Origin of the sequence: Streptomyces sp. MS19 (assembly GCF_047200595.1) — a bacterium.
Lineage (GTDB): Bacteria > Actinomycetota > Actinomycetes > Streptomycetales > Streptomycetaceae > Streptomyces.
Map to the genome: position 1 here is coordinate 57,683 of NZ_JBJZOH010000016.1, position 23,026 is coordinate 80,708.

23 protein-coding genes are annotated in these 23,026 nt (G+C 73.9%); 15 read left to right on the plus strand and 8 right to left on the minus strand.

Going from position 1 to position 23,026, the window contains the following annotated elements:
* The first annotated feature begins 910 nt into the window (after positions 1-910).
* Genes tsaD through alaS form a run of 3 tightly spaced genes read left to right on the plus strand, consistent with a single transcriptional unit; the run spans position 911 to position 5,188 of the window.
* A complete protein-coding gene (gene tsaD / locus ACL02R_RS17360; RefSeq protein WP_412797824.1) occupies positions 911-1,981 on the plus strand; it encodes a tRNA (adenosine(37)-N6)-threonylcarbamoyltransferase complex transferase subunit TsaD in 1,071 nt (356 codons plus the stop codon).
* Positions 1,978-2,526, plus strand: a complete 549-nt coding sequence (locus ACL02R_RS17365) for a GNAT family N-acetyltransferase (protein ID WP_412797825.1) — start codon at positions 1,978-1,980, stop codon at positions 2,524-2,526. The genes tsaD and ACL02R_RS17365 overlap by 4 nt, the downstream gene beginning before the upstream one ends.
* Positions 2,527-2,542: 16 nt before the next feature.
* Positions 2,543-5,188 (plus strand): alanine--tRNA ligase, encoded by a 2,646-nt coding sequence (gene alaS, locus ACL02R_RS17370; RefSeq protein WP_412797826.1) that lies wholly within the window; start codon positions 2,543-2,545, stop codon positions 5,186-5,188.
* Between the two features lie 514 nt (positions 5,189-5,702).
* On the opposite strand, the gene ACL02R_RS17375 is transcribed toward alaS, so the two are convergent.
* Positions 5,703-6,548: a class I SAM-dependent methyltransferase gene (locus ACL02R_RS17375; RefSeq protein WP_412797827.1), complete on the minus strand. Its 846-nt coding sequence runs from the start codon at positions 6,546-6,548 to the stop codon at positions 5,703-5,705.
* A 346-nt stretch (positions 6,549-6,894) separates the two neighbouring features.
* Here ACL02R_RS17375 and ACL02R_RS17380 point away from each other — a divergent pair, with 346 nt between their 5' ends.
* The 5 genes from ACL02R_RS17380 (at position 6,895) to ACL02R_RS17400 (ending at position 10,778) form a co-directional block, all read left to right on the plus strand.
* The gene (locus ACL02R_RS17380; RefSeq protein ID WP_412797828.1) at positions 6,895-7,728 is read left to right on the plus strand and encodes a HipA family kinase; all 834 of its coding nucleotides are present in this window, start codon (positions 6,895-6,897) and stop codon (positions 7,726-7,728) included.
* Positions 7,725-8,111 carry a DUF3037 domain-containing protein gene (locus ACL02R_RS17385; RefSeq protein WP_412797829.1) on the plus strand — a complete coding sequence of 129 codons (387 nt, stop codon included), beginning with the start codon at positions 7,725-7,727 and terminating at the stop codon, positions 8,109-8,111. The genes ACL02R_RS17380 and ACL02R_RS17385 overlap by 4 nt, the downstream gene beginning before the upstream one ends.
* 89 nt (positions 8,112-8,200) lie before the next feature.
* Positions 8,201-8,962, plus strand: a complete 762-nt coding sequence (gene fabG / locus ACL02R_RS17390) for a 3-oxoacyl-ACP reductase FabG (RefSeq protein ID WP_412797830.1) — start codon at positions 8,201-8,203, stop codon at positions 8,960-8,962.
* 102 nt (positions 8,963-9,064) lie between these two features.
* A complete protein-coding gene (ung, locus tag ACL02R_RS17395) occupies positions 9,065-9,736 on the plus strand; it encodes a uracil-DNA glycosylase (protein WP_412797831.1) in 672 nt (223 codons plus the stop codon).
* Positions 9,737-9,875: 139 nt separating this feature from the next.
* Positions 9,876-10,778 carry a Gfo/Idh/MocA family protein gene (locus ACL02R_RS17400; RefSeq protein WP_412797832.1) on the plus strand — a complete coding sequence of 301 codons (903 nt, stop codon included), beginning with the start codon at positions 9,876-9,878 and terminating at the stop codon, positions 10,776-10,778.
* Positions 10,779-10,985: 207 nt separating this feature from the next.
* Here ACL02R_RS17400 and ACL02R_RS17405 read toward each other — a convergent pair whose 3' ends face one another.
* On the minus strand, positions 10,986-11,894 hold the full coding sequence (locus tag ACL02R_RS17405; protein ID WP_412797833.1) for an undecaprenyl-diphosphate phosphatase: 909 nt from the start codon (positions 11,892-11,894) through the stop codon (positions 10,986-10,988).
* A 191-nt stretch (positions 11,895-12,085) separates the two neighbouring features.
* Here ACL02R_RS17405 and ACL02R_RS17410 point away from each other — a divergent pair, with 191 nt between their 5' ends.
* Positions 12,086-12,970 carry a spermidine synthase gene (locus ACL02R_RS17410; protein ID WP_412797834.1) on the plus strand — a complete coding sequence of 295 codons (885 nt, stop codon included), beginning with the start codon at positions 12,086-12,088 and terminating at the stop codon, positions 12,968-12,970.
* Here the strand turns inward: ACL02R_RS17410 and ACL02R_RS17415 are convergent.
* Entirely contained in the window at positions 12,955-13,968 is a 1,014-nt protein-coding gene (locus tag ACL02R_RS17415; RefSeq protein ID WP_412797835.1) for a hypothetical protein, read from the minus strand. The two genes, ACL02R_RS17410 and ACL02R_RS17415, sit on opposite strands and share 16 nt — an antisense overlap.
* Positions 13,969-14,117: 149 nt before the next feature.
* Between ACL02R_RS17415 and ACL02R_RS17420 the strand changes: the two genes are divergently transcribed.
* Together ACL02R_RS17420 and ACL02R_RS17425 are read left to right on the plus strand one after the other, a co-directional pair.
* The gene (locus ACL02R_RS17420; protein ID WP_412797836.1) at positions 14,118-14,573 is read left to right on the plus strand and encodes a DUF4442 domain-containing protein; all 456 of its coding nucleotides are present in this window, start codon (positions 14,118-14,120) and stop codon (positions 14,571-14,573) included.
* A gap of 62 nt (positions 14,574-14,635) precedes the next feature.
* A complete protein-coding gene (locus tag ACL02R_RS17425) occupies positions 14,636-15,304 on the plus strand; it encodes a hypothetical protein (RefSeq protein WP_412797837.1) in 669 nt (222 codons plus the stop codon).
* A gap of 13 nt (positions 15,305-15,317) precedes the next feature.
* Here ACL02R_RS17425 and ACL02R_RS17430 read toward each other — a convergent pair whose 3' ends face one another.
* Positions 15,318-16,178 carry an EamA family transporter gene (locus tag ACL02R_RS17430; RefSeq protein ID WP_412797838.1) on the minus strand — a complete coding sequence of 287 codons (861 nt, stop codon included), beginning with the start codon at positions 16,176-16,178 and terminating at the stop codon, positions 15,318-15,320.
* Positions 16,179-16,321: 143 nt separating this feature from the next.
* On the opposite strand from ACL02R_RS17430, the gene ACL02R_RS17435 reads away from it, so the two are divergent.
* From ACL02R_RS17435 to ACL02R_RS17445, 3 genes are all read left to right on the plus strand, one after another.
* On the plus strand, positions 16,322-16,897 hold the full coding sequence (locus ACL02R_RS17435) for a helix-turn-helix domain-containing protein (RefSeq protein ID WP_412797839.1): 576 nt from the start codon (positions 16,322-16,324) through the stop codon (positions 16,895-16,897).
* A gap of 31 nt (positions 16,898-16,928) precedes the next feature.
* Complete coding sequence (locus tag ACL02R_RS17440; protein WP_412797840.1) at positions 16,929-17,483, plus strand: YbaK/EbsC family protein; 555 nt, start codon at positions 16,929-16,931, stop codon at positions 17,481-17,483.
* Between the two features lie 98 nt (positions 17,484-17,581).
* Complete coding sequence (locus ACL02R_RS17445) at positions 17,582-18,379, plus strand: SDR family NAD(P)-dependent oxidoreductase (protein ID WP_412797841.1); 798 nt, start codon at positions 17,582-17,584, stop codon at positions 18,377-18,379.
* A gap of 19 nt (positions 18,380-18,398) precedes the next feature.
* Here ACL02R_RS17445 and ACL02R_RS17450 read toward each other — a convergent pair whose 3' ends face one another.
* From ACL02R_RS17450 to ACL02R_RS17460, 3 genes are read right to left on the minus strand one after another with little or no spacing between them, the layout of a single operon-like run.
* Positions 18,399-19,040 carry a response regulator gene (locus tag ACL02R_RS17450; protein WP_412797842.1) on the minus strand — a complete coding sequence of 214 codons (642 nt, stop codon included), beginning with the start codon at positions 19,038-19,040 and terminating at the stop codon, positions 18,399-18,401.
* Positions 19,028-20,269, minus strand: a complete 1,242-nt coding sequence (locus ACL02R_RS17455; RefSeq protein ID WP_412797843.1) for a sensor histidine kinase — start codon at positions 20,267-20,269, stop codon at positions 19,028-19,030. Before ACL02R_RS17455 ends, ACL02R_RS17450 begins: the two co-directional genes overlap by 13 nt.
* A 35-nt stretch (positions 20,270-20,304) precedes the next feature.
* The gene (locus tag ACL02R_RS17460) at positions 20,305-20,496 is read right to left on the minus strand and encodes a hypothetical protein (RefSeq protein WP_412797844.1); all 192 of its coding nucleotides are present in this window, start codon (positions 20,494-20,496) and stop codon (positions 20,305-20,307) included.
* A gap of 45 nt (positions 20,497-20,541) precedes the next feature.
* On the opposite strand from ACL02R_RS17460, the gene ACL02R_RS17465 reads away from it, so the two are divergent.
* Positions 20,542-21,372 carry an arylamine N-acetyltransferase family protein gene (locus tag ACL02R_RS17465; RefSeq protein ID WP_412797845.1) on the plus strand — a complete coding sequence of 277 codons (831 nt, stop codon included), beginning with the start codon at positions 20,542-20,544 and terminating at the stop codon, positions 21,370-21,372.
* A gap of 66 nt (positions 21,373-21,438) precedes the next feature.
* Here the strand turns inward: ACL02R_RS17465 and ACL02R_RS17470 are convergent, their stop codons facing one another.
* The gene (locus ACL02R_RS17470; RefSeq protein WP_412797846.1) at positions 21,439-23,019 is read right to left on the minus strand and encodes an MDR family MFS transporter; all 1,581 of its coding nucleotides are present in this window, start codon (positions 23,017-23,019) and stop codon (positions 21,439-21,441) included.
* Positions 23,020-23,026: the final 7 nt, after the last annotated feature.

Below are 23,026 nucleotides of genomic sequence, written 5' to 3' on the forward strand. Positions count from 1 at the left end.
TGGCGAAATGCTGATATAAGTCACCGCCGCCCGCTACGTCACCCCCCTCCCGGAGGGGGGTGACGTAGCGGGCGGCGGTGACCTGCGGAGATGCACCGCTGTTCGTTGTTGACCTGCGAGTTTCTGTCTTTCGGCGTCTTTCATGGCCGGGTCGTCTCGTGCGATCGGCCCTCCCCACGCGCTCTCCGGCGGAGTGGATACTTCCCATGTTCTCCCCGGAGAAGAGGGGCATGACCTGCGGCACGGCAGTGGAGCCGGGCGGTCCGGCGGACATGGAAGGCGACCGTCGCCGATCCGCGTGCCCTCGAACCAGGATCTGGGGCGCGCGACCGATTCTCTCCAGCTCGGCTACGCGGCAGCCTGATGACTGGAGATCCCGGTTGGTAGTGGTGACGCTTGCTGCCGCGCAGGAGATGGGAGGCGTGCAGGACACGGGCGAGGGTGTCCTGGACGGCCGGCCGGCGGTGCGGTGGACGTTCGTGACCGGCGTCCCGGATCAGCTCTCGGCCTCCTCGCCGCTCCCGGAGACCGGACCGAACGCATCGGCGGCGTCCGTGGCGAGCGAAAGATCGAATGCCGATGAGTGACCGATAGGAGCCCACCCGCACGTCCCGGTCCGGATCTGTCGGCATCCGGCCCGCTGTGAGGGCTGCGGTGATCGCATGCGCCGAGTTCGCTCCGGCTCGGGCTCCCTTCTCGTCGGCGCAGGCAGCCGGGGACCTCATCGACCATGGGGTGTTCGAGCGTCCCCTCGTCGATCCGCCGACCGGCTCCCGCTCCATCAGCAGCAGCAACGCGGACGAGCATCGGCCCGGTCTGCCCGGCGGCGCGTGAGAAGAGCCTGCGGCTGAGCCCGGGTACCTTGTTGCACATATATTGCAACTAGGAAGCTGTTGCGGGATGGGGAGTGATGGATTCTCCGGTGGTACTCGGTATCGAGTCCTCGTGCGACGAGACCGGGGCGGGGATCGTGTCCGGCGGTCGGCTGCTGGCCCATGCGGTGGTGTCGAGCATGGACGAGCACACGCGCTACGGCGGCGTCGTGCCGGAGATCGCCGCCCGTGCCCACCTGCACGCCCTCAACCCTGTCGTCCGTGAAGCGCTCTCCCAGGCGGGACTGCGGCTGTCGGACATCGACGCCGTGGCGGTGACGACAGGTCCCGGCCTCTCGGGCGCGCTCCAGGTCGGGCTCGCCGGCGCCAAGGCGCTGGCGTACGCGCGAGGGCTGCCGCTGTACGGCGTGCACCATCTGGCCGGGCACGTGGCGGCGGACACGCTGGAGCACGGGCCGCTGCCGAACCCGTGCGTGGTGCTGATCGTGTCGGGCGGGCACACCTCGCTCCTGCTGGTGCGGGACCTGGTGCGCGATCCGGTCGTTCATCTGGGCGACACCCTGGACGACGCGGCGGGCGAGTGCTTCGACAAGGTGGCGCGCGCCTTCGGACTGCCGTATCCGGGCGGTCCGGCCGTCGACCGCGCCGCACGGGGCGGCGACCGGCGTGCCGTGACGTTTCCCCGCCCGCTGACCGGGCCGGGCGACGCCCCCTACACCTTCTCCTTCTCCGGACTCAAGACGAGCGCCGCGCGATGGGCCGAGGGGTACCGCCTGCGGGGCGAGGAGCTTCCGCTGGCCGACGGCGCCGCATCTCTCCAGGAGGCCGTCGCGGACGTGTTGACGCGCAAGGCGCTCGCCGCGTGCCGGGACCACGGAGTCGGCACGCTCGTCGTCGTCGGCGGCGTGGCGGCCAACTCCCGGGTGCGCGCCCTGGCCGAGGAGCGCTGCGCCGCCGCCGGCGTGGCACTGCGGATTCCCCCGCTGACACTGTGCACCGACAACGGGGCGATGATCGCCGCGGTCGGCGACCTGCTGGTCCGCGCGGGAGCCCGCCCCGCCCCACTCGACATGTCCGTCGATCCGTCCGCGCCGCTCCAGCGCGCCGCCCTGCACCCCACCCACCCGCTCCAGGCGGCCGCCGCATGAGCGCGGTCGTCCGCCAGGTGTCCGCCGCGCGGCTGCTCGCCGAGACGGAGGGGGTACGGCAGGTGTACCGGGACGCGTTCTGCACCCCGCCCTGGAACGAGACACCTGAGCGCGCCGACGCCTACGCCCGGCGTCTGACCGCCGACACCGCCCGCCCCGGTTTCACGGCGGCACTCGCCCAGGACGCCGACGGCTCGGTGCTCGGCTTCGCCACCGCGTGGACCACCCCGAGTCCCTTCCCCGGCGGCCGTTGCTACCCCCGGGCCGCCGAAGCCGTCGGCGCGACCCGGGTCGCGCCCTGGCTGTGCGGAGCCAGGGAGACAGACGAACTGGCCGTGCGTCCGGGCGCCGCACTGCTCGCCGCGGTCGCCGACGCCGCCCGAGGCAAGTGCTGGCTGCTGACCTCGGCGCGCAACCCCGCCGGTATCGCCTTCTACCGCCGTGCGGGCTGGACACAGGTGAACCGTCCCGCCCCGGAGGAGGCCGGTTCCGTCGTCTTCCTCGGCCCCGCCCACCCCGCCCGCTCCCTCGTACGTCCCCGCTGACCCCTGGAAGGCCCCGTTGCTCACCGCCGACATCCGCCGCCGATTCCTCGACTTCTTCGCCGCACGCGGCCACACGGTCGTGCCCAGCGCGCCGCTGCCCACGCCTGATCCGACGCTGCTGTTCGTCAACGCGGGGATGGTCCCGTTCAAGCCCTACCTGACCGGCGAGCAGCAGGCGCCGTGGCCGCGCGCCACCAGTGTGCAGAAATGCATCCGCACACTGGACATCGAGGAGGTCGGCAGGACCACCAGGCACGGCTCGTTCTTCCAGATGAACGGCAACTTCTCCTTCGGCGACTACTTCAAGCGGGAAGCCATCGCCTTCGCCTGGGAGCTGTCCACCACACCGGTCGCCGAGGGCGGCTACGGTCTCGACCCCGAGCGGATCTGGGTCACGGTGCATCACTCGGACGCCGAGGCCCGTGACCTCTGGCGTGCGGTGGCCGGCTTGCCGGAACGGCGGATCGTGGCGCGCGGTGACGAGGACAACTTCTGGTCCATGGGCGTCCCCGGCCCGTGCGGTCCGTGCTCGGAGCTCTACTACGACCGCGGCCCGGCGCTCGGCCGAGAGGGCGGCCCGGCGGTCGACGAGGACCGGTACATGGAGTTCTGGAACCTCGTCTTCATGCAGTACGAGCGGGGCGAGGGGCCGGGCAAGACCGGCTATCCCGTGCTGGGGGAGCTGCCGCGCCGCAACATCGACACCGGCATGGGCCTGGAGCGGATGGCCACCCTGCTCCAGGAGAAGGACAACCTCTACGAGATCGACGAGACCCGTCCCATCCTGAGCCGGGCCGCGGAACTCGCCGGGATCAGGTACGGGGCCGACGCGGAGTCCGACGTACGCCTCCGGGTGGTCGCCGACCATGTCCGCACCGCGCTGATGCTCCTCGCGGACGGCACGGCCCCGGCCAACGAGGGCCGCGGCTACGTCCTGCGCCGCATCCTCCGCCGCGCCGTGCGCTCGATGCGGCAGCTCGGCGTCCACGACCCCGCACTGCCCGAACTGCTGCCCGTCGCCCGTGACTGCATGGCGCCCGGCCACCCCGAGGTGACCGACGGCTTCGCCCGGATCGCGGACCAGGCGGCCGGCGAGGAGGACGCCTTCCGCAGCACACTCAGGCAGGGCACCACCGTGCTCGACACGGCCGTCGCGAAGATCAGGGACGCGGGCGGACGCGTCCTCCCCGGCACCCAGGCGTTCCTCCTCCACGACACCTACGGCTTCCCCATCGACCTCACCCTGGAGATGGCCGCCGAACAGGGAGTCGATGTCGACCGCGCGGGCTTCACCGCCCTGATGGAACTCCAGCGTGAACGGGCCCGCGCCGACGCCCGTGCCCGCAAGCAGGGAGGGACAGCCGACACCAGGGACCTGCGGCGCGTCCTGGACACGCACGGTCCGACCGACTGGCGCGCCTGGGACACGCTGACCACGGAGTCGACGGTGCTCGCCGTGCTGGGTCCCACCGGCCCGCTGCCGGCCGCGCGGGAGGGCGAGATCGTCACCGCCGTGCTGGACCGCTCTCCCTTCTACGCCGAGTCCGGTGGCCAGGACAGCGACGCCGGACGGCTCACCGGCGCCGCGTTCGAAGCCGAGGTCATCGACGTCCAGCGCCCCCTGCCCGGCCTCATCACCCACCAGCTGCGCGTCGTCTCGGGCGAACTCGCGGCGGGCGCCCGCGTCCAGGCCGCGGTGGACCCCGACTGGCGTCTCGGCGCACGCCAGGCGCACTCGGGCACGCACGTGCTGCACGCCGCGCTCCGCGAGGTCCTCGGGCCTACCGCGCTCCAGTCCGGCTCGTACAACCGGCCGGGCCACCTGCGGCTCGACTTCCCCTGGCGCACCGCCCTGTCGGGGACCGTTCGCGGTGAGGTGGAGGAGGCCGCCAACCGCGCCCTGCGCCAGGACCTGCCGGTCGGCGTGCGCTGGATGCCGCTCTCCGAGGCCCGGGAGATCGGCGCGCTCGCGCTGTTCGACGAGACCTACGGGGAAGAGGTGCGCGTGGTCGAGATCGGCGGTGCCTGGTCCAGGGAACTGTGCGGCGGCACGCACGTCGCCCACGCCTCGCAGATCGGCACGATCGCCCTCACCTCCGAAGGGTCGGTCGGCGCCGGTCTGCGCCGCCTGGAGGCGGCCGTCGGCATCGAGGGCTTCAGGTACCTCGCCAGGGAACGCGACCTGGTCACCCGCCTGAGCGAGCACCTCGGCGCGCCGCGCGCCGAACTGCCCGAGCGGATCGCCGGCCTGCTGGACCGGCTCAAGGCCACCGACAGGGAGAACGCCCGCCTCAGGCACGAGGCCACCGCCGCGCGGGCCGCCGGGCTCGCCGACCGCGCCGTCGACGCGGGCGGCGTGCGGGTGGTCACCACCACCGTCGAAAGCGGAGCCGACGAGGCACGCGCCCTGGCCACCGCAGTCCGCGACCGTCTTCCCGCCCGCACCGCCGGTGTCGTCGGCGTGGCGACCGGCAGCGGCGTCGTCGTCGTGGCCGTGAACCAGCCGGCCAGGGAGGCGGGCCTCGACGCGGCGGCCCTCGTCAAGCGGCTCCTCGACGGCCGGGGCGGCGGCTCGCCGGCCGTGGCCCAGGGCGGCGGACTCTCCCCCGACCGGATCACGGCCGCACTCGCCGGCCTCCCGAAGCTGGTCACCGGCCCCTGACCTGTCGCCAGACCTCCTCCCGCGCACCGGCCCCCGACGCCGGAACTTCCGTTCCGACGAAGAGGTACGCATGTCCCATAAACGAAACGCCGGTGTCCTGCTGGCGTCCGTCTGCCAGCTCGCCGCGGGGTGCGGGGGCAGGGCGCGGACAGCGGTGAGAACGCCGCGGCGGCGGCCGGGCCTGCCGCGGGTTATCCGGTCACGATCGACAACTGCGGTGTGGAGCAGACCTTCGAGCGGGCGCCCGAGCGCCCACACGATGCGCCTTCCGGCCGGACGCGGGGCGTTCACCGGTGTCCGAAGTGCCCTGCGGTACGCGGGAGCCGGTGGGGGAACGGGCCGGCGCCCGTCCTCCGGGCGGTACGCGCGCTGAGCGATGAGATCGTCCGGTCGCCGGGGCGCTTCGGGCGAGGGGAACGCGTGCGGCCCCTCGGGCTCGTGCGGGAAGCCGTGTCCACGATCGGACCGGTCCCGCCGCCCGAAGGGTCCGCAAGGAGCAGGCGCGGTGACGGGATCAGCGTCGGCCGGTGACCAGGACGGCCGGGTGGACCAGGTAATGACCGGGCTCGTCCAGGACGTAACCCGGACCTCCGGGTGTGAGCAGGGCCTCGGCCTGGGCGATCTCCCCGTCGTCCATGCCCGCCTCGGCTCCGCGGGAGCGTACCGCGGCGAGCAGTTCCGGCCACACGACGCCTTCCAGGTATGCGCGTGCGGCGGGGTCCTCGTCCAGGGGGAAGGCGGTCCGTGGCAGGACGTGCAACTGTACGTCGCCCAGTCCCGCGGCGATCATCCAGTGGGGGTACCGCTCGTAATGGGTCGGCCCGTCCCCGGGGATGCCCCAGTTGAGCTCCGAGGCGGTGCGCAGCTTCCGCTCCAGCCGGGAGTGGCCTGGCAGGAACATCGACTGGTAGTAGTTGCTGGTGAAGAGGGCCAGGAGCCCGCCGGGCGCGAGGGTGTCGGCCAGCAGCGCGACGGCCGCGGCCGGGTCGTCGAAGTTCCCGGGCCACACCACGTCACCGGCCCAGATCACGTCGAAGGCGCCCTGCCCGGCGCGCGCCGCCAGGATGTCGAGCAATTCGCCGCACTCCGTCGTCACCTGCGCCGCGACACCCTCCGACTCGGCGTGGCTCCGCGCCAGTTCGAGCACTCCGGCATCGCGGTCGACGCCCAGGACCCGGGCCTCGGGGCCGGCCGCGCGGGCGAGGGCCGCCAGCCCGCCTCCTCCTCCGGTGCCGGCGTCGAGGATGCGGGCACGGCCGTCGAGGCCGAGCAGGCCGACCGCACGCTCGATCACAGGGGCGAAGAAGGCGCGGTTGCTCTTCAGATACGTGACCAGTCGTTCTTCGTCAACATCCGTCATGGACGGCAGTGTAAATGACAATCATTCTCATTTGAGAGGTGGGGTGCCGTCGAACGGTGATTCCCTGGGCGCCACATGGGAATGATGATCGGCGTCGCGTCGCCTGTGTGAGGTTCCTCGGAGGTGGGAGAGGAGCGGCCGGCTGTAGCGGTAGCCGTGGCGCCCGACGTACGGGGCGTTCAGCACCGAGCGCAGGGCCAGGAAGCCGTCGAGGCGGACGCGGCCCGTGGCGCCGAACCGAACTCCCCGAATTCCCCCCATGGCTGGTCCCGGGAGACCCCGCTCCGGGAACAGTCCGGGAGGCGGTCGTGGAATGTGAGGCCGGGGAGTCGGATAGCCTGGCGAAATGCTGACAGAAGTCACCGCCACCCGCTATGTCACCCCCTTGCGGGAGGGGGGATCGCTGCCCGGGATCGTGGAGGCGGACGACCTCGGCACGTATGTCATGAAGTTCACCGGCGCGGGGCAGGGCCGCAAGTCGCTGGTCGCCGAGGTGATCTGCGGCGGGCTCGCCCGGCGCCTCGGGCTGCGGGTGCCCGACCTGGTGGCGATGTGGCTCGACCCGGTGATCGGCCTCGGCGAGCCGGACCAGGAGGTGCAGCAGCTTCTCAAGGCCAGCGGCGGGCTCAACCTCGGCATGGACTTCCTGCCCGGCTCCCTCGGTTTCGACCCGCTGGCCTACGCCGTGGACCCGCTGGAGGCCGGGCGCGTCGTCTGGTTCGACGCCCTCGTGGGCAACGTGGACCGGTCCTGGCGCAACCCCAACCTCCTGGTCTGGCACGGCGACCTGTGGCTGATCGACCACGGCGCCGCCCTCATCTGGCACCACAACTGGCCAGGCGCCACCACGTCCGCCGTCCGGCCCTACGACGCGTCCGACCACGCGCTCGCCCCCTTCGGCCCCGATCTCGCCGCCGCGTCCGCCGAACTGAAGCCCCGCCTCACCCCCGAGGTGATCGCCGCGGCCGTGGCCGACGTCCCCGACGCCTGGCTCGCCGACGAGCCCGGATTCACGGGTCCCGACGCCGTGCGCGACTCGTACGCCGCCGCGCTCGTCGCCCGTTCCTTCGGGCTTCCGGAGCGGATCACCCTCGGCGCCCCCACCCCCGACCGGCCCTCCCAGGCCCCCGGCTGGCTGACCGGCCGTCTCCACCGCACCACCGACGGGAGCGCCCGATGAACGCCGCCCGCGACGTCTTCGAGTACGCGGTGCTGCGCGTCGTCCCCCGCGTCGAGCGCGGGGAGTTCATCAACGCCGGGGTGCTCGTCTACTGCCGCGCGCGCTCGTTCCTCGCCGCCCGCACGCACCTGGACGAGGACCGCCTGCGCGCCCTCGACCCCGGCGCCGACACGACCGGCGTGCGCGCGGCGCTGCACGCCGCCGAGTGCGTCTGCCGCGGTGGTGCGGCCGCGGGCGCGGCGGCCGGGGACGAGACGGGCCGCCGCTTCCGCTGGCTGGTCGCCCCGCGCAGCACCGTCGTCCAGCCGGGGCCGGTGCACACCGGGCTCACGGGCGATCCCGCCGCCGAGACGGACCGGCTGCTGGACATACTGGTCCGTTGACAGAGCGGTACGTGCCTCCTAGCGTCGTCGCCGAGGGAGTTACCGGCCGGTAGTCACCGGTCGTCCACCGGGCGAGGAGAGGGACATCCATGGTGCGGAGCGAGCAGCGCGTGGCGATCGTCACCGGCGCGGCCAGGGGCATCGGCGCGGCCACCGCCGTCCGGCTGGCGGCGGAGGGCCGCGCGGTCGCCGTGCTCGACCTCGACGAGGCCGCCTGCGCCGGGACGGTGGACCGCATCAGGGCGGACGGCGGCACCGCCGTCGCGGTGGGCGCCGACGTCGCCGACACCGACGCGGTGACGGCCGCGGTCGCCCGCGTCGCGGACGAACTCGGGCCGCCCGTCGTGCTCGTCAACAACGCCGGTGTCCTGCGCGACAACCTCCTGTTCCGCATGACGGACAGCGACTGGGACACCGTGCTCGGCGTCCACCTGCGCGGCGCGTTCCTGATGGCCCGCGCCTGCCAGGCGCACATGGTGGAGGCGGGCTTCGGCCGTGTCGTGAACCTGTCGTCCAGCTCCGCCCTCGGCAACCGCGGCCAGGCCAACTACTCCGCCGCCAAGGCGGGCCTCCAGGGCTTCACCAAGACGCTCGCCATCGAGCTGGGCAAGTTCGGCATCACCGCCAACGCCGTCGCGCCCGGCTTCATCGCCACCGACATGACGGCCGCCACCGCCGCCCGGGTCGGCGTCGGCTTCGACGACTTCCAGCAGGCCGCCGCCGAGCGCATCCCCGTGCGCCGTGTCGGCCGCCCCGACGATGTCGCCAACGCGATCGCCTTCTTCACCGGCGACAACGCCGGCTTCGTCTCGGGACAGGTCCTGTACGTCGCGGGCGGACCGCTCGACTGACCGCGCCCGCACGGGACTTCGGGGGAGCGGCGCGCCGTTGTCAGTGGCGGCCGGTACGTTGGGCCCACTACGGATCTTGGACCCAACACAGAGGTGATCGGCATGCTGCCCGAGTCCTGGCAGGACGTTCTTGGCGACGAGCTGGGCAAGCCCTACTTCAAGGAGCTGACCGAGTTCGTCGAGGAGGAACGGGCGCGCGGGCCGGTCTACCCGCCCCGGGACGAGGTGTTCGCCGCGCTGGCGGCGACCCCCTTCGACCGGGTGAAGGTGCTCGTCCTCGGCCAGGACCCGTACCACGGCGAGGGCCAGGGCCACGGGCTGTGCTTCTCTGTGCGCCCCGGCGTCCGCACGCCCCCCTCGCTGCGGAACATCTACAAGGAGCTGCACACCGAGAAGGGCCTGCCCGTCCCCGACAACGGCTACCTCATGCCGTGGGCCGAGCAGGGCGTGCTGCTGCTCAACGCGGTGCTGACCGTGCGGTCGGGCGAGCCGAACTCGCACAAGGGCAAGGGCTGGGAGAAGTTCACCGACGCGGTGATCCGCGCCGTCGCGGACCGCCCCGACCCGGCCGTCTTCGTCCTGTGGGGCGCCTACGCCCAGAAGAAACTGCCCCTGATCGACACGGAACGGCACGCCGTCGTCAAGGGCGCGCACCCGTCGCCGCTGTCGGCGAAGAAGTTCTTCGGCTCGCGGCCGTTCACGCAGATCGACGCGGCGATCGAGGCGCAGGGCCACAGCCCCGTGGACTGGCGCATCCCGGACCTCGGCGCCTGACCCGCGCACCGTGCCCCTCCCGGCGCGCGGAGGGGCACCGCCGTCCGCGTATGCTTCCGCTCCACGGCACCGCCTCCCCCCACCGCGCGCCCGCCGGCCGCGACGCGCGGACCCGAGACATGGACAGCGAGGAGCATGCGTGAGAGTCGGCGTGATCGGGCTCGGCGACATAGCCCAGAAGGCGTACCTGCCGGTGCTCACCACCCAGCCGGGCGTCGAACCCCACCTGTACACCCGCACCCCGGCCACGCTGGAACGGGTCGCGGGCGCCTACCGCGTCCCCGACGCCCACCGCCACGCCGACCTGGACGCGCTGCTGGCCGCCCGCCCGGACGCGGCGTTCGTCCACGCCCCGACCGCCGCGCACCCCGAGATCGTGACGCGGCTGCTGACGGCGGGCATACCGACGTTCGTGGACAAGCCCCTCGCGTTCCGCCTGGACGACGCCAAGCGCCTCGCCGACCTGGCCGAGGCCCGCGAGATCAGCCTCACCGTCGGCTTCAACCGGCGGCACGCCCCCGCGTACGCGCACTGCCTCGACCACCCGCGCGATCTGATCATCCTTCAGAAGCACCGCCGCGGCCTCCCGGAGGACCCGCGGCGCATGGTCTTCGACGACTTCATCCACGTCGCCGACACGCTGCGCTTCCTCGTGCCGGGCCCGGTCGAGGACACGCACATCACCACCCGCGTCCGCGACGGTCTGCTGCACCACGTCGTCCTCCAGCTGTCCGGCGACGGCTTCACCGCCGTCGGCGCCATGAACAGGCTCTCCGGGTCGGCCGAGGAGATCCTGGAGGTGTCCGGGCAGGACGCCAAGCGCGAGGTACGCGACCTGGCCGCGATCGTGGACCACAAGGGCCAGCCGAGCGTCCGCCGCCGGGGCGACTGGGTGTCCGTCGCACGCCAGCGCGGCATCGAACAGGTCGCGGTGGGGTTCCTCGACGCCGTCCGCGCGGGCCGCACGCTCGACGCGCGCGACGCCCTGCTGACCCACGAGCTGTGCGAACGGATCGTCCGGGCCGCCGCACGGGACCGGTGAACGCGCTCCGGAGCAGGTTCTTCCGCGCGGCCGGCCACGCGAGCTGGGTTCTCGTCGCGGCGCCCGTCATCGGACGCCCGCGCGGCGTACGGGGCGGCGTGCCGGGGACGCTGCGGGGCACCGCCCGAGACGACGAGGGAACAGGTGCGCCAGACCGTCACCGGCGCGTACCCGCACCTCCGGGGCCGAGCGCGGCCGGGGCCGGCCTCAGCCCTCCACCTGGGACGTCTCGTCCCCGGTGCCGATGTCGTCCCCCGCGTGCGGCTCCACGACGCCGAACCAGATCAGCGCCAGCAGCACGACGCCGACCACGATGCGGTACCAGACGAACGGCATGAAGCTGCGCGTCGAGATGTACTTCATGAACCACGCGATGATCGCGTACCCGACGCCGAACGCGATCACGGTCGCGAAGATCGTCGGCCCCCACCGGACGTGCGACCCCTCCTCGCCGATCGACGTCAGCTCGTACGCCCCCGACGCCACGACCGCGGGGATCGCGAGGAGGAACGAGTAGCGCGCCGCCGCCTCCCGCCGGTAGCCGAGGAACAGGCCGCCCGTGATCGTCGCGCCCGACCGCGACACACCGGGCACCAGCGCCATCGCCTGGCACAGCCCGTAGACCAGGCCGTCCCGCACGGTGAGCTGGTCGAGGGTCTTCCGCTCCCGGACGGCGCGGTGCCGCCCGCCCGTCGCGTCACGCATCGCCAGCCGGTCCGCCACCCCGAGGACGATGCCGAGCACGATCAGGTTGACGGCGATCAGCCGCAGGTCGCGGAACGGGCCCTCGATCGCGTCCTGCAACGTCAGACCGAGCACACCGATGGGGATCGAGCCGACGATCACCAGCCAGCCCATCCGCGCGTCCGGCTCGGCGCGGGCGGCCCGGTCGGTGAGCGAGCGGAACCACGCGCCCACGATCCTGGCGATGTCCTTGCGGAAGTAGATGATCACCGCCGCCTCGGTGCCGATCTGGGTGACGGCCGTGAACGCCGCGCCCGGGTCCGCCCAGTCGAACGCGACCGCCGTCAGCCGCAGATGGGCACTGGACGAGATCGGCAGGAACTCCGTCAGCCCCTGCACGAGCCCGAGGATCAACGATTCGAACCAAGACATGGACTCTGCGGCATCCCGTGAGTGTGGCGGAGGCGGAGGGCGGGCTGGGCAAGACTGAGCAGGACGGGGCAAGGCTGGCAAGGTCGGCAAGCGGAGATCACTCTAAGCCAGACGTCCGGCCGCTCCGCACAGCGGACGCCGCCGCGCCCACCCGCCCGCGGGGCCGCCGGGACGCGCGGGACAATGGAGCCGTGACCGAGCCGATCCCCGTCGTCAGGGCCGTGGACCTGGGCACCGCCCGCCTCCTGCCCGATCTCGACAGGCCGAACGCCTGGCTGCTCACCGTGGACGGGACGGCCCAGTCGTACGTCGATCTGGACGATCCTCTTCACCTGGAGTTCGAGTACGTGCGCCGGATCGCTCACGTCCTCGACACCGCCGCGTCACCCGGCCGCCCGCTCGACGTCCTCCACCTCGGCGGCGGCGGGCTCACCCTGCCCCGCTACGCCGCCGCCACCCGCCCCGGGTCGCGTCAGCGCGTGGTGGAGGCGGACCGCGCGCTCGCCGCGCTCGTCGCCGAACGGCTGCCGCTGCCCGGCGGCGCCGGCATCGAGGTCGTGACGGCCGACGCCCGGGACGCGGTGACCCGCGCGTCCGCCGCCTCCGCCGACGTGATCGTCGCCGACGTCTTCGGCGGCGCCCGCGTCCCGGCCCGGCTCACCTCGCTCGGCTACGCACGCGCCGCCGCCCGCGTCCTGCGCCCCTGCGGCCTGTACGCGGCGAACGTCGCGGACACCGCCCCGTTCGGCTTCCTGCGGCCCCAGCTCGCGACGCTGGCCGCCGCCTTCGCGGAGGTCTGCCTGATCGCCGAGCCGGTGATGCTGCGCGGGCGCCGCTTCGGAAACGCCGTCATCGTCGCCGGGCACGCCCCGCTGCCGCTCGCCGCGCTGACGCGCCGGGCCGCCGCCGACCCGTTCCCCGCCCGCACGGTCCACGGCCCGGCGCTCGCCGGGCTGACGGGCGACGCGCGGCCGGTCGCCGACGAGGCCGCCGTGCCCTCGCCCCGGCCGCCCGCCGGGACGTTCGGCACGCCGCGCGTCGGGTCGGCGGGGGGCACGGATCATTCGGCCGGGTAGGGCCGCAGGCTGCGCATCATGGTGTCGATCGTCTCGTCGTCCAGTTCGTCGGGGACGCCCGCGTCGGCGACCAGCACCCAGGTGGCGAGGTCGTTGCGCTCGTTGAGGTAGGTGAACGCGACGACCTTCCCGTCCGGCGTGCCGCAGGGCTGCTCCGGGTCTTCCGGCACGCCGGTGACGGTCGCCCGCACGACATGGCCGCTGAGCCCGTGGTCGCTCTCGAACGGTTCGGCCGCCGAGACGTCGAGCGTGCCCTCCTGCGCCTGGTCGTAGGCGGCGAGCACCCAGTTGCGTGCCTCGTTCTCCGCGGCTTCGGCCGTGCCCGTCGCGCCCTGGGCCCCCTTGGTGCCCGCCAGCGCGCGCTCGCTGCCGCCATCGGCCTCCGGGCACCAGCCGTTCTGGTAGATCGCGACGGCCGTCATCGTCACCAGCGGCGAGCCGGGGTCCTCGCTGTCCGGCCGGTCGTCCTGGTAGCCGATGTACGTGTCCTCGGGGCCTACGGACCAGTCGTCGGGCGGGACGTCGAAGGCGCTGCCCCGGTTCTCGCTCGTCTGGACCTGCCAGTCCGGGGCGACGACCGGGTCGGGCACCTGGAGGACGCCCTGGCGGGGGTCGTCGGGCGCGATCGAGCGCTCCTCCTCCGGTTCCCCGCCGGAGGGCTCCGCGCTGCCGCCGTGCGCCGCCGGTTCGTCCCCGCCGCTGTCGCCGCCGAGGACGTACACACCGGCGACCACCAGCGCGGCCACGACCGTGACCCCCGCGACGACGGCGGCCGCGCGCCGCCCGCCGCGCCGCCCGCCGCCCGGCTCGTCCACCGGCGCGGGCGGGCCCGGCGGGTTCCACCCGGTGCCGCCGCCGGTCGCCGGCCCGGGGCCGTGCGGCGGGTACGCGCCCTGCTGCGACTGGTACGGATTCGGCTGCTGATAACCCGGCTGCTGATAGGGGTTCGACCACGAAGGGGTGGCGTCGCCCCCGTGCCGCTGCTCTCCTGGTCCCATGGGAGGTGACCTTAAAGCCGCCGGGCCCGCGCCGGGACACCGGCCGCCGGATTGCTGCCGTGCTGGGACGAAAGCCCGTTCCGCGCGCCGCCCGCACCGGTGCCGGACACCCCCTGGCCATCGCGTTACCCACTGGTAATATCACCGCCATGACCGACTCAGGCACCCCGGCGGCCGGCGAACTGCTCGCCTCCCTCGTCCCGATGGTCCGCACGGTCGGCTTCGAGTTCCTGGAGGCCGGGCCTCAGCGGGCGGTCCTGCGCCTGCCCGACCGGCCCGAATACCACAACCACCTGGGCGGGCCGCACGCCGGAGCGATGTTCACCCTGGCCGAGTCCGCGACCGGCGCCGTCGTCCTGGCCGCGTTCGGCGGGCTCCTCGACCGCATGGTGCCGCTGCCGGTCCACGCCGAGGTCGCCTACCGCAAGGTGGCGAAGGGCGAGGTCACGGCCACCGCCGAACTGGACCGCCCGGCCGGTGAGATCGCCGCCGAACTGGCGGCGGGCGGACGGCCCGAGTTCCCCGTCACCGTCGCCGTCCGGCGCGCGGACGGCGCCGTCACCAGCGAGATGACCGTGCGCTGGACGCTGCGGCCCAACGACTGACACCCCCGCGCCGCCGCGTAGCATTCCGCCGACACCGACCGCACGTCCATACGGGGGACCCGTTGACCGTCGGCCATCGCTCAGGACCCGCGGGCCCCGCGGGCCGCATGCGCGCCACCGGCCGCCGCGCCGGAGCCGTCCTCGGGGTGGCCGCGTCCGTGCTGCTCTGCGCCTGCGGCGGGCCCGCCGCGGACGGGCAGCCGCCCGCGGGCAGCGCCAAGACCCCCGCGCCCCACGACCGGCCCGCGGGCGCCGGCGAACTGCCGGACGTCACCGGGCTGCCGCTCACGACGGCCCAGGAGACGCTGGACGCCGCCGGATTCCCCGGCTCCGCCTCGCACGACGCCCTCGGCAGGGACCGCACGCAGCTCGTGGACGGCAACTGGGTCGTGTGCTTCCAGGCGCCCGCGCCGGGGCCGCGGCCGGGGGCGGCCGAGGTGGACCTCGGCGTCGTGAAGTCCGAGGAGGAGTGCCCGGCGGAGGACCGTTCCACCGCGCTGCCCGGTGCGACGACCACGGCGCCCGACCTCGTCGGCGAGTCGGTCAACGTGGCCCGTGCCGCGCTCGCCGGCGCCGCGGACGTGACGGCGCGGGACGTGTCCGGGGCCGGGCGCATGATCCTCGTCGAGTCCAACTGGCAGGTCTGCGCCCAGACTCCGGCGCCCGGCCTGCCCCTCGAAGGGGTGGCGGCGGTGCTCGACGCCGTCAAGTTCGGCGAGGAGTGCCCCTGACCCGCCGGGCCGGTCAGCCGGTCGCCAGCAGCAGCGTGCCGGCCATCGCCAGGCCGGCGCCCGCCGTCTGGACGGGCCGCAGCCGTTCCCGCAGGACACCGCGCGCCGCCAGCGCGGTGACGACCGGGTACAGCGACGCCAGCACCGCCGCGACCGTGACCGGCCCGATCCGCGCGGCCAGGGCGTACGTCGCGTTGGCCGCCACGTCGGCGAGGCCGACGAACGCGAGCGACGGCAGGGCCGCCGTCACCACCGCGCGGCCGCCGGGCGGCAGGACGGGGCCGCCCCGGCGCGCGCCCGCGAGCAGCGCGCCGCCGCCCACCACGACGTTCACGACCCGCTGGACGAACAGGGCGAGGAACAGCCCGGTCGTCGTCTCGGACGCCTCGGCGATCAGCGCCAGCACCGCGCCGAAGCCCAGCGCGGCCACCAGCGTGTACCCCATGGTGCGGCCCTGGACCGAGGGCCCGCCGCGCTGCGGGCCGCCCGCGAGCATGATCCCCACGAAGGCGACCAGGATGCCGGAATACTGCACGAGGCCCGGCCGTTCCCCCGCGAGGAGCGCCACGCCCACCGGCACCGCCACCGCCGTCGAGGCCAGCGGCGAGACGACCCCCATCGGGCCGAGCGCGAGCGCGCGGTAGAAGCAGAGCATCGCCACCGGGCCGACCGCGCCCGCCGCCGCGGCGAACCACAGCCGGGGGCCCGCCTCGCTCCAGGCGCCCGTGGCCACTACGATCGCCCCGAGCACGGCCATGGCCAGCGCCTGCGAGACCACGACGACGGTCAGCGCGGGCATGCGCCTGGTCAGCAGTCCGCCGCCGAAGTCGGCCAGTCCCCACAGGAGGCTGGTGGCCAGGGCAAGGGCAAGCATCGGGTACCTCGTTCACTGTTCGCCGGGTCGGGTCGGGTCGTCGCGGCTCCTGCCGGGGACGCGTGGTCTCGTCCGGCCGCCGGTACGCAGTCCATCAGACTGAACTACCGCTGACAAAATATTAATCCCACGAGAGGGCCTGTGTGACCGACATCGACCAGCTCACCCAGGCGCTGGCCCGCAACCTCAAGCGGCTGCGCACCGAACGGGGCTTCACCCTCGACGCGCTCGCCGCACGCGCCCGGGTCAGCAGGGGCATGATCGTGCAGATCGAGCAGGCCAGGACGAACCCCAGCATCGGCACGGTCGTCAAGATCGTGGACGCGCTGGGCGTCGGCATCCCCACGCTGCTCGACTTCGACCAGGAGCCCGCCGTCCGGCTCTTCCCGCCCGAGCGCGCCGTGCGCCTGTGGGACACCGACGCGGGCAGCCACGGCACCCTCCTCGCGGGCACGGAGGCGCCCGGCCCGCTGGAACTGCTCCACTGGCGGCTGATGCCGGGCGAGGGCCACCAGTCGGACCCGCACCCGGTCGGGACCTCGGAGCTGCTGCACGTCACGGCAGGCACGGTCGTCCTCACCGTGGACGGCGTGGAGCACACCCTCCCGGCCGGGACGTCGGCCGCGTTCGAGTCCCATGTCCCGCACGGCTACCGCAACGACGGCACCGAGCCCGCCGAGATGTCCATGGCCGTCTCGGTCCCGGGCACCGGCCGCTGACGCACCGGCGGCGGCTGGTACGGTGCGCGCCATGCGTGCTCCCCTCGGCGACTTCGACGACGCCCGACCCGCCATCGAATGCCTCGATCTCCTCCCCGCGCCGGTGGCCGCCGCCCTCCGCGCCTGGCAGGGCCCGGTGCCCGCCGGGGAGGTGGTGTACGTGGACAGCGACCCCGAGGTGGCGGACACCGCCGCGTTCGTCGCGACGTACGGGCAGGACCTGTCGTCCACCTCGGCGAACCTCGTCGTCCTCGCGGGCAAGCGCGGCGGGGACGTACGGCTCGCCGCCTGCCTGGTGCCCTCGCAGGCGCGGCTCGACGTGAACGGGGTGGCGCGGCGCCGCCTCGACGTGCGGAAGGTGTCGTTCGCCCCGCGTGAGACGGCGGTGGGGGAGACGGGCATGGAGTACGGCGGCATCACGCCGGTCGGCCTGCCCGCCGCCTGGCCGCTGCTGGTCGACGCGTCGCTGACCGCGCTGCCCTGGGTGCTCGTCGGCAGCGGGGCGCGCCGCGGCAAGCTGATCCTGCCCGGCAAGGCCCTGGCGGACCTGCCCGGCGCGGAGGTCGTCGAGGACCTCGCGCGCTGACCCCCGGCGCGCTGGCCGCCCTCCCGCGCCGAGCGCCGTGGTGATGATGTGATGGGTCGCGGTGGTGACCCTCACGACAGGGAAGGCGGTACACCGGGATGAACATCGACCTCGCGGGCAGGACGGCCCTCGTCACCGGCTCGACCCAGGGCATCGGCGCGGCGATCGCGACCGGCCTCGCCCGCGCCGGGGCGCGCGTCGCCGTCAACGGCCGCAGCGCCGACCGGGTCGCCGCGGCGGTCGCCCGGCTGACGGAGGACGTCCCCGACGCGCCGGAGCCGGTGCCCGCCGCCGCCGACGTCTCCACCGAGGACGGCACCGCCCGGCTCCTCGAACTCGTCCCGGACGTCGACATCCTGGTCAACAACCTGGGCGTCTTCGGCGCGCAGCCCGCCCTGGAGATCACCGACGACGACTGGCGGCGCTACTTCGAGGTCAACGTCCTCACCGCCGTCCGCCTCACCCGCGCCTACCTGCCCGGCATGACCGGCCGGGGCCACGGCCGCGTGCAGTACATCGCCAGCGACTCCGCCGTCGTCCTACCGGCCGAGATGATCCACTACGGCGTGAGCAAGACGGCGCTGCTCGGCGTCAGCCGGGGCTTCGCCAAGGCGGCGGCAGGGACCGGCGTCACCGTCAACTGCGTGATGGCCGGCCCCACCCACACCGGCGGCGTCGAGGACTTCGTCCACCAGCTGGTCGACCGCGACCTGCCCTGGGAGGAGGCGCAGCGCGAGTTCATGCTGCGCCACCGACCGCAGTCGCTGATCCAGCGCCTGATCGAGCCGGAGGAGATCGCCCACATGGTCGTCTACCTCGCCTCGGACTTCGCGTCCGCCACCACGGGCGGCGCGCTGCGCGTGGACGGCGGCTACGTGGACGCGATCCTGCCCTGACGCGGCGCGCCCCGGGCGGTCAGGCGCCGAGGTACGCGAGCACGGCGAGCACCCGGCGGTGCCCGCCGTCCGCGACCGGCAGGCCGAGCTTGGCGAAGATGTTCCCGACGTGCTTGTGCACCGCGTTGTCCGTCACGACCAGCCGCCTGCCGATCGCCCCGTTGTCCAGGCCCTGCGCCATCAGCGACAGCACCTCGCGCTCCCGGCCGGTCAGGGACGCGAGGCCGCGGCCGGACGCGCCCGCCATCAACTGCCCGACCACCTCGGGGTCCATGACCGTCCCGCCCGCCGCCACGCGCCGCAGGTCCTCCACGAACAGGCTCACGCGGCTGACCCGGTCCTTCAGCAGGTACCCGACGCCGCCCGCGCTGTCCGCGAGCAACTCCCGCGCGTACACCCTCTCGACGTACTGCGACAGCACCAGCACCGGCAGGCCGGGACGCGCCCGGCGCACGGCGAGCGCCGCCCGCACCCCCTCGTCGCGGAACGACGGGGGCAGCCGCACGTCGGCGATCACCGCGTCCGGCGCGTGCCGTTCCACCGCCGCGACGAGGCCGGGGCCGTCCGTGACGACCTCGGCGACCCCGATGTCCTTGGCGGCCAGGATCAGTTCGAGCCCGGCGGACAGCAGCACGTTGTCCTCGGCGATCACGACCCGCACGGCAGCTCCACGGTCACCGCGGTCGGTCCGCCCGGCGGGCTGGACACCAGCAGAGTCCCGTCGAGCGCCGCCGCCCGGCGCCGGATGCCCGTGACGCCGCTGCCGCGGCTCTCGTCCACGCCACCGAGGCCGTCGTCCGTGACCTCGACGAGCAGCCTGTCGCCGTACCGGTTCAGCCGCACCGCGACGCGGGAGGCGCCGCTGTGCTTCGCCGCGTTGGTGACCGCCTCGGCGACCGTGTAGTATGCGGCGGCCTCCACCGCGGCGGGCAACCGCCCCAGCTCGCCCGTCTCCACCTCGGCCGGGACCGCCGACTGCGCGGCCAGCGCCGCCAGCGCGCCGTCGAGGCCCCGGTCGGCCAGGATCGGCGGGTACATCGTCCTGATCACCTGCCGCAGTTCGGCCATGGCCTCCTCCGCGCCCTCGTGCGCCTCCTTGAGCAGCCGCGCGAGCGCGCCCGACGCGTCGTCCTCCAGGGCCTCGCGCGCCACGCCGAGCCGCATCGCGATGGCGACGAGCCGGGCCTGCGTGCCGTCGTGCAGATCCCGTTCGATGCGCCGCAGTTCGGCGCCGTGCGCGTCCAGGACACCGGCGCGGCTCTCCGTCAGCTCGCCGACGCGTTCCGCCAGCCGCTCCCGCGCGGACGGCTCCAGCGCGCGCACGGTGAACCCGGCGTGGGCGCGCGCCAGCCGGGGGACGCACAGGAACGCGACCCCCGCCATGACGGCCGCCTGCGCCAGGCCGAGGGACAGCGCGGTGCCCCACCCGTCGACCGCGTACCCGAAGGCCGTGAACCCGTCGCCCTCAGGGAAGACCCACCACAGCGCGGCCGCCACCACGCTGCCCGCCGCGCCGCCCAGGCACACCAGCGCCGCAGAACCGGCCGCGAAGCCGCCGAGGAAGTGCAGCGCCGCCCACCGCAGGTCGTGCCGTACGCCGGGGTCATCGCGTATGCCGCGCCACTGCGCGCGGACACCGTGCGGCAGGTCGGTGCGGCGCGGGGCGGCCTCGGCGCCGGTCAGGCGGGCGGCGCGGTGCCGGTGCCACTCCGCCCACCACCGCAGGCCGAGGAGCGCCCGGGGGAAGAGGACCAGGCCGAGGCCGCCGAGCGCCGTCGTCGCGAGGCTCAGGAGCAGCAGCGGCAGGGTGAGGAGTGTCGCCATGGCGGAGAGGAGGCTGGTCAGCAGGTAGCCGCCGCCCCGCCGCACGTGGGCCCATCGTTCGCGCATGGGGGAAGTCTCCCGGAGGGCCGGGCGCCGCCGCACTACGGGGGGCTGTAGTCCTCGCCGGCCGTTGCCCGTTCGACCGCTGCGGCCGGCAGCGTGTCCGCGCGGTCGAGCGCGTGGCGGAGGGTGTCCGCGTCGGGGGTGAGGCCGGTGAGGACGGCGTCCGTGCCGCGCAGCCCGGCGAGCCGCGCGGTCACGAGGGTGAGGAACGCGTCGTCGTCGGCCGGCATGGACAGGACCGTACGCGGGGCGGGCGCGGCCGTAGAGTTCGCCCCATGAACCCGCACCAGCAGGACGGCCTCGACCTGGCCGCGTACCTCGACCGCATAGGCCACGACGGGCCCGTCGCCGCCGACCTCGCCACGCTGCGCGCGCTCCAGCTCGCCCACATCACCGCCGTACCCTTCGAGAACCTCGACGCCGTGCGGGGCGTCGTCCCGTCCCTCGAACTCGCCGACCTCCAGGACAAGATCGTCCGGCGCCGCCGGGGCGGCTACTGCTTCGAGCACAACCGCCTCCTCGCCGCCGCGCTCCGGGCAGCCGGGCTGGCCGTGCGGCCCGTCGCCGCGCGCGTGGTCCTCGGCGCGGAGCGGCACGGCGACCGCCCGCGCACCCACATGACGCTGCTGGTGGGCGTCCCGGGCGAACCGCTGCCGTTCCTCGCGGACGCCGGGTTCGGCACCGTCGGGGCACCGCTCGCGCCCCTGCCGCTCACCGAGGGCGCCGAACAGACCGCCGGAGGGCGCCGCCACAGGCTGCTGCGCACCGCGCCGGTCATGGACGGGCTGGACACCGGGGACGAGCGGGCCTGGGTGATGCAGTTCCACGGGGCGGACGGCTGGGAGGACCAGTACGTCTTCACGACCGAGCCCGCCATGCCCGTGGACCAGACCGTCGCCAACTGGTACGTCGCCGCGCACCCCAGGTCCCCGTTCAGGGAGCGCGTCTTCGTCCAGCGGACGGGCGAGGGCGTGCACCGTTCACTCTCCGGGCGGGAGTACACCGTCACCCGCGAGGACGGCTCGGTGGAACGCCGGATGCTCGCCGACGAGGAAGAGGTGCGCAAGGTCGTCGCCACCGAGATGGGCCTGCCCGCAGACGCCTGAGACGCGCCGCGTACGCGGACGGCCCGCCCCCCGGGGGGCGGGCCGTCCGGGATCACCGGCAGCGGATCAGTGCACCGGACCCGCCTGCGGCTGCGGCTGCGCCTCGTCGGCGAGCCGCTCCAGGCCGCTGCGCGTCTTCAGCGGCTTCTCCTTGATGAACAGGACGGCCACCAGCGCCAGCAGCGCGACCGGCGCGCCGACGAGGAACGTCTCGGCCGTCGCCACGCCGTACGCGTTCTCGATCACCTCGCGCACCGCGTCGGGCAGCGTGCTCATGTCGGGGATGGCGTGGCTGGAGCCGCCGCCGTCCGCCGAGGTGCCGAGGCCCTTCTCGGTCTCGCCGGCCACCCGGTTGGCGAGCACCGCGCCCAGGGCGCTGGTGCCGATCGCGCCGCCGAGGCTGCGGAAGAAGGAGACCACCGACGTGGCGGCGCCGAGGTCGGCGGCGGCCACGTCGTTCTGGGCGGCGAGCACGAGGTTCTGCATCAGCATGCCGACGCCCGCGCCCATGACCGCCATGAAGACGGCCAGCTGCCAGAACGGCGTGTCGGCGCCGATGGTGGCGAGCAGCGCCAGGCCGACCGTCATCAGCACACCGCCGATGACCAGGTAACGCTTCCACAGGCCCGTTCTGCTGATGATCTGGCCGACGACGGTGGACGACACCATCAGGCCGAGGATCATCGGCAGGCTCATGAGGCCGGCGACCGTCGGGCTGTTGCCCAGCGAGATCTGGAAGTACTGCGACAGGAAGACCGTCCCGCCGAACATCGCCACGCCGACGAGGGCGCTGGCGACCACGCTCAGCGTCACCGTGCGGTTGCGGAAGAGGGAGAGCGGGACGACCGGCTCGTCCACCTTCGACTCGACGAGCACGGCGCCGGCGAGCAGGAGCACGGCCAGCGAGACGAGGGCGGCGGTCTGCCACGAGCCCCAGTCGAACTCGTTGCCGGCGAAGGAGATCCACAGGAGAAGGGCGCTGACGCCCGCGACTATGAGGAGAGCGCCCGCGTAGTCGACCTTGACCTCGCGGCGCTGCACCGGCAGCCGCAGCGTGCGCTGGAGCAGGAAGATGGCCAGCAGGGCGAACGGCACGCCGATGAAGAAGCACCAGCGCCAGCCGAGCCAGGAGGTGTCCACGAGGACGCCGCCGATCAGCGGGCCCGCCACCGTGCCGACGGCGAAGACGGCGCCGAAGATGCCGGAGTAGCGGCCCAGTTCGCGCGGCGGGATGATCGCGGCCATCACGACCTGCGCCAGCGCCGTCAGGCCGCCGGCGCCGATGCCCTGCACGACGCGGCTGAGGATCAGCAGCCCGACGCCGTGGGAGAAGCCCGCGACGAGCGAGCCGACGACGAACATGGACAGCGACAGCTGGATGAGCAGCTTCTTGTCGTACAGGTCGGAGAGCTTGCCCCACAACGGGACGGTGACGGTCATCGCGAGCAGCTCGGACGTCACCACCCAGGTGTACGACGAGGGCGAGCCGTTGAGGTCGGAGATGATGCGGGGCAGCGCGTTGGCGACGACCGTGGAGGCGAGGATGGCCACGAACATGCCGGCCATCAGCCCGGACATGGCCTCAAGCACCTGCCGGTGCGTCATCGGGGGAGCCGCCTGGTCGGCAGGCGGCGCGGTGGCGGTCATGAAGGTG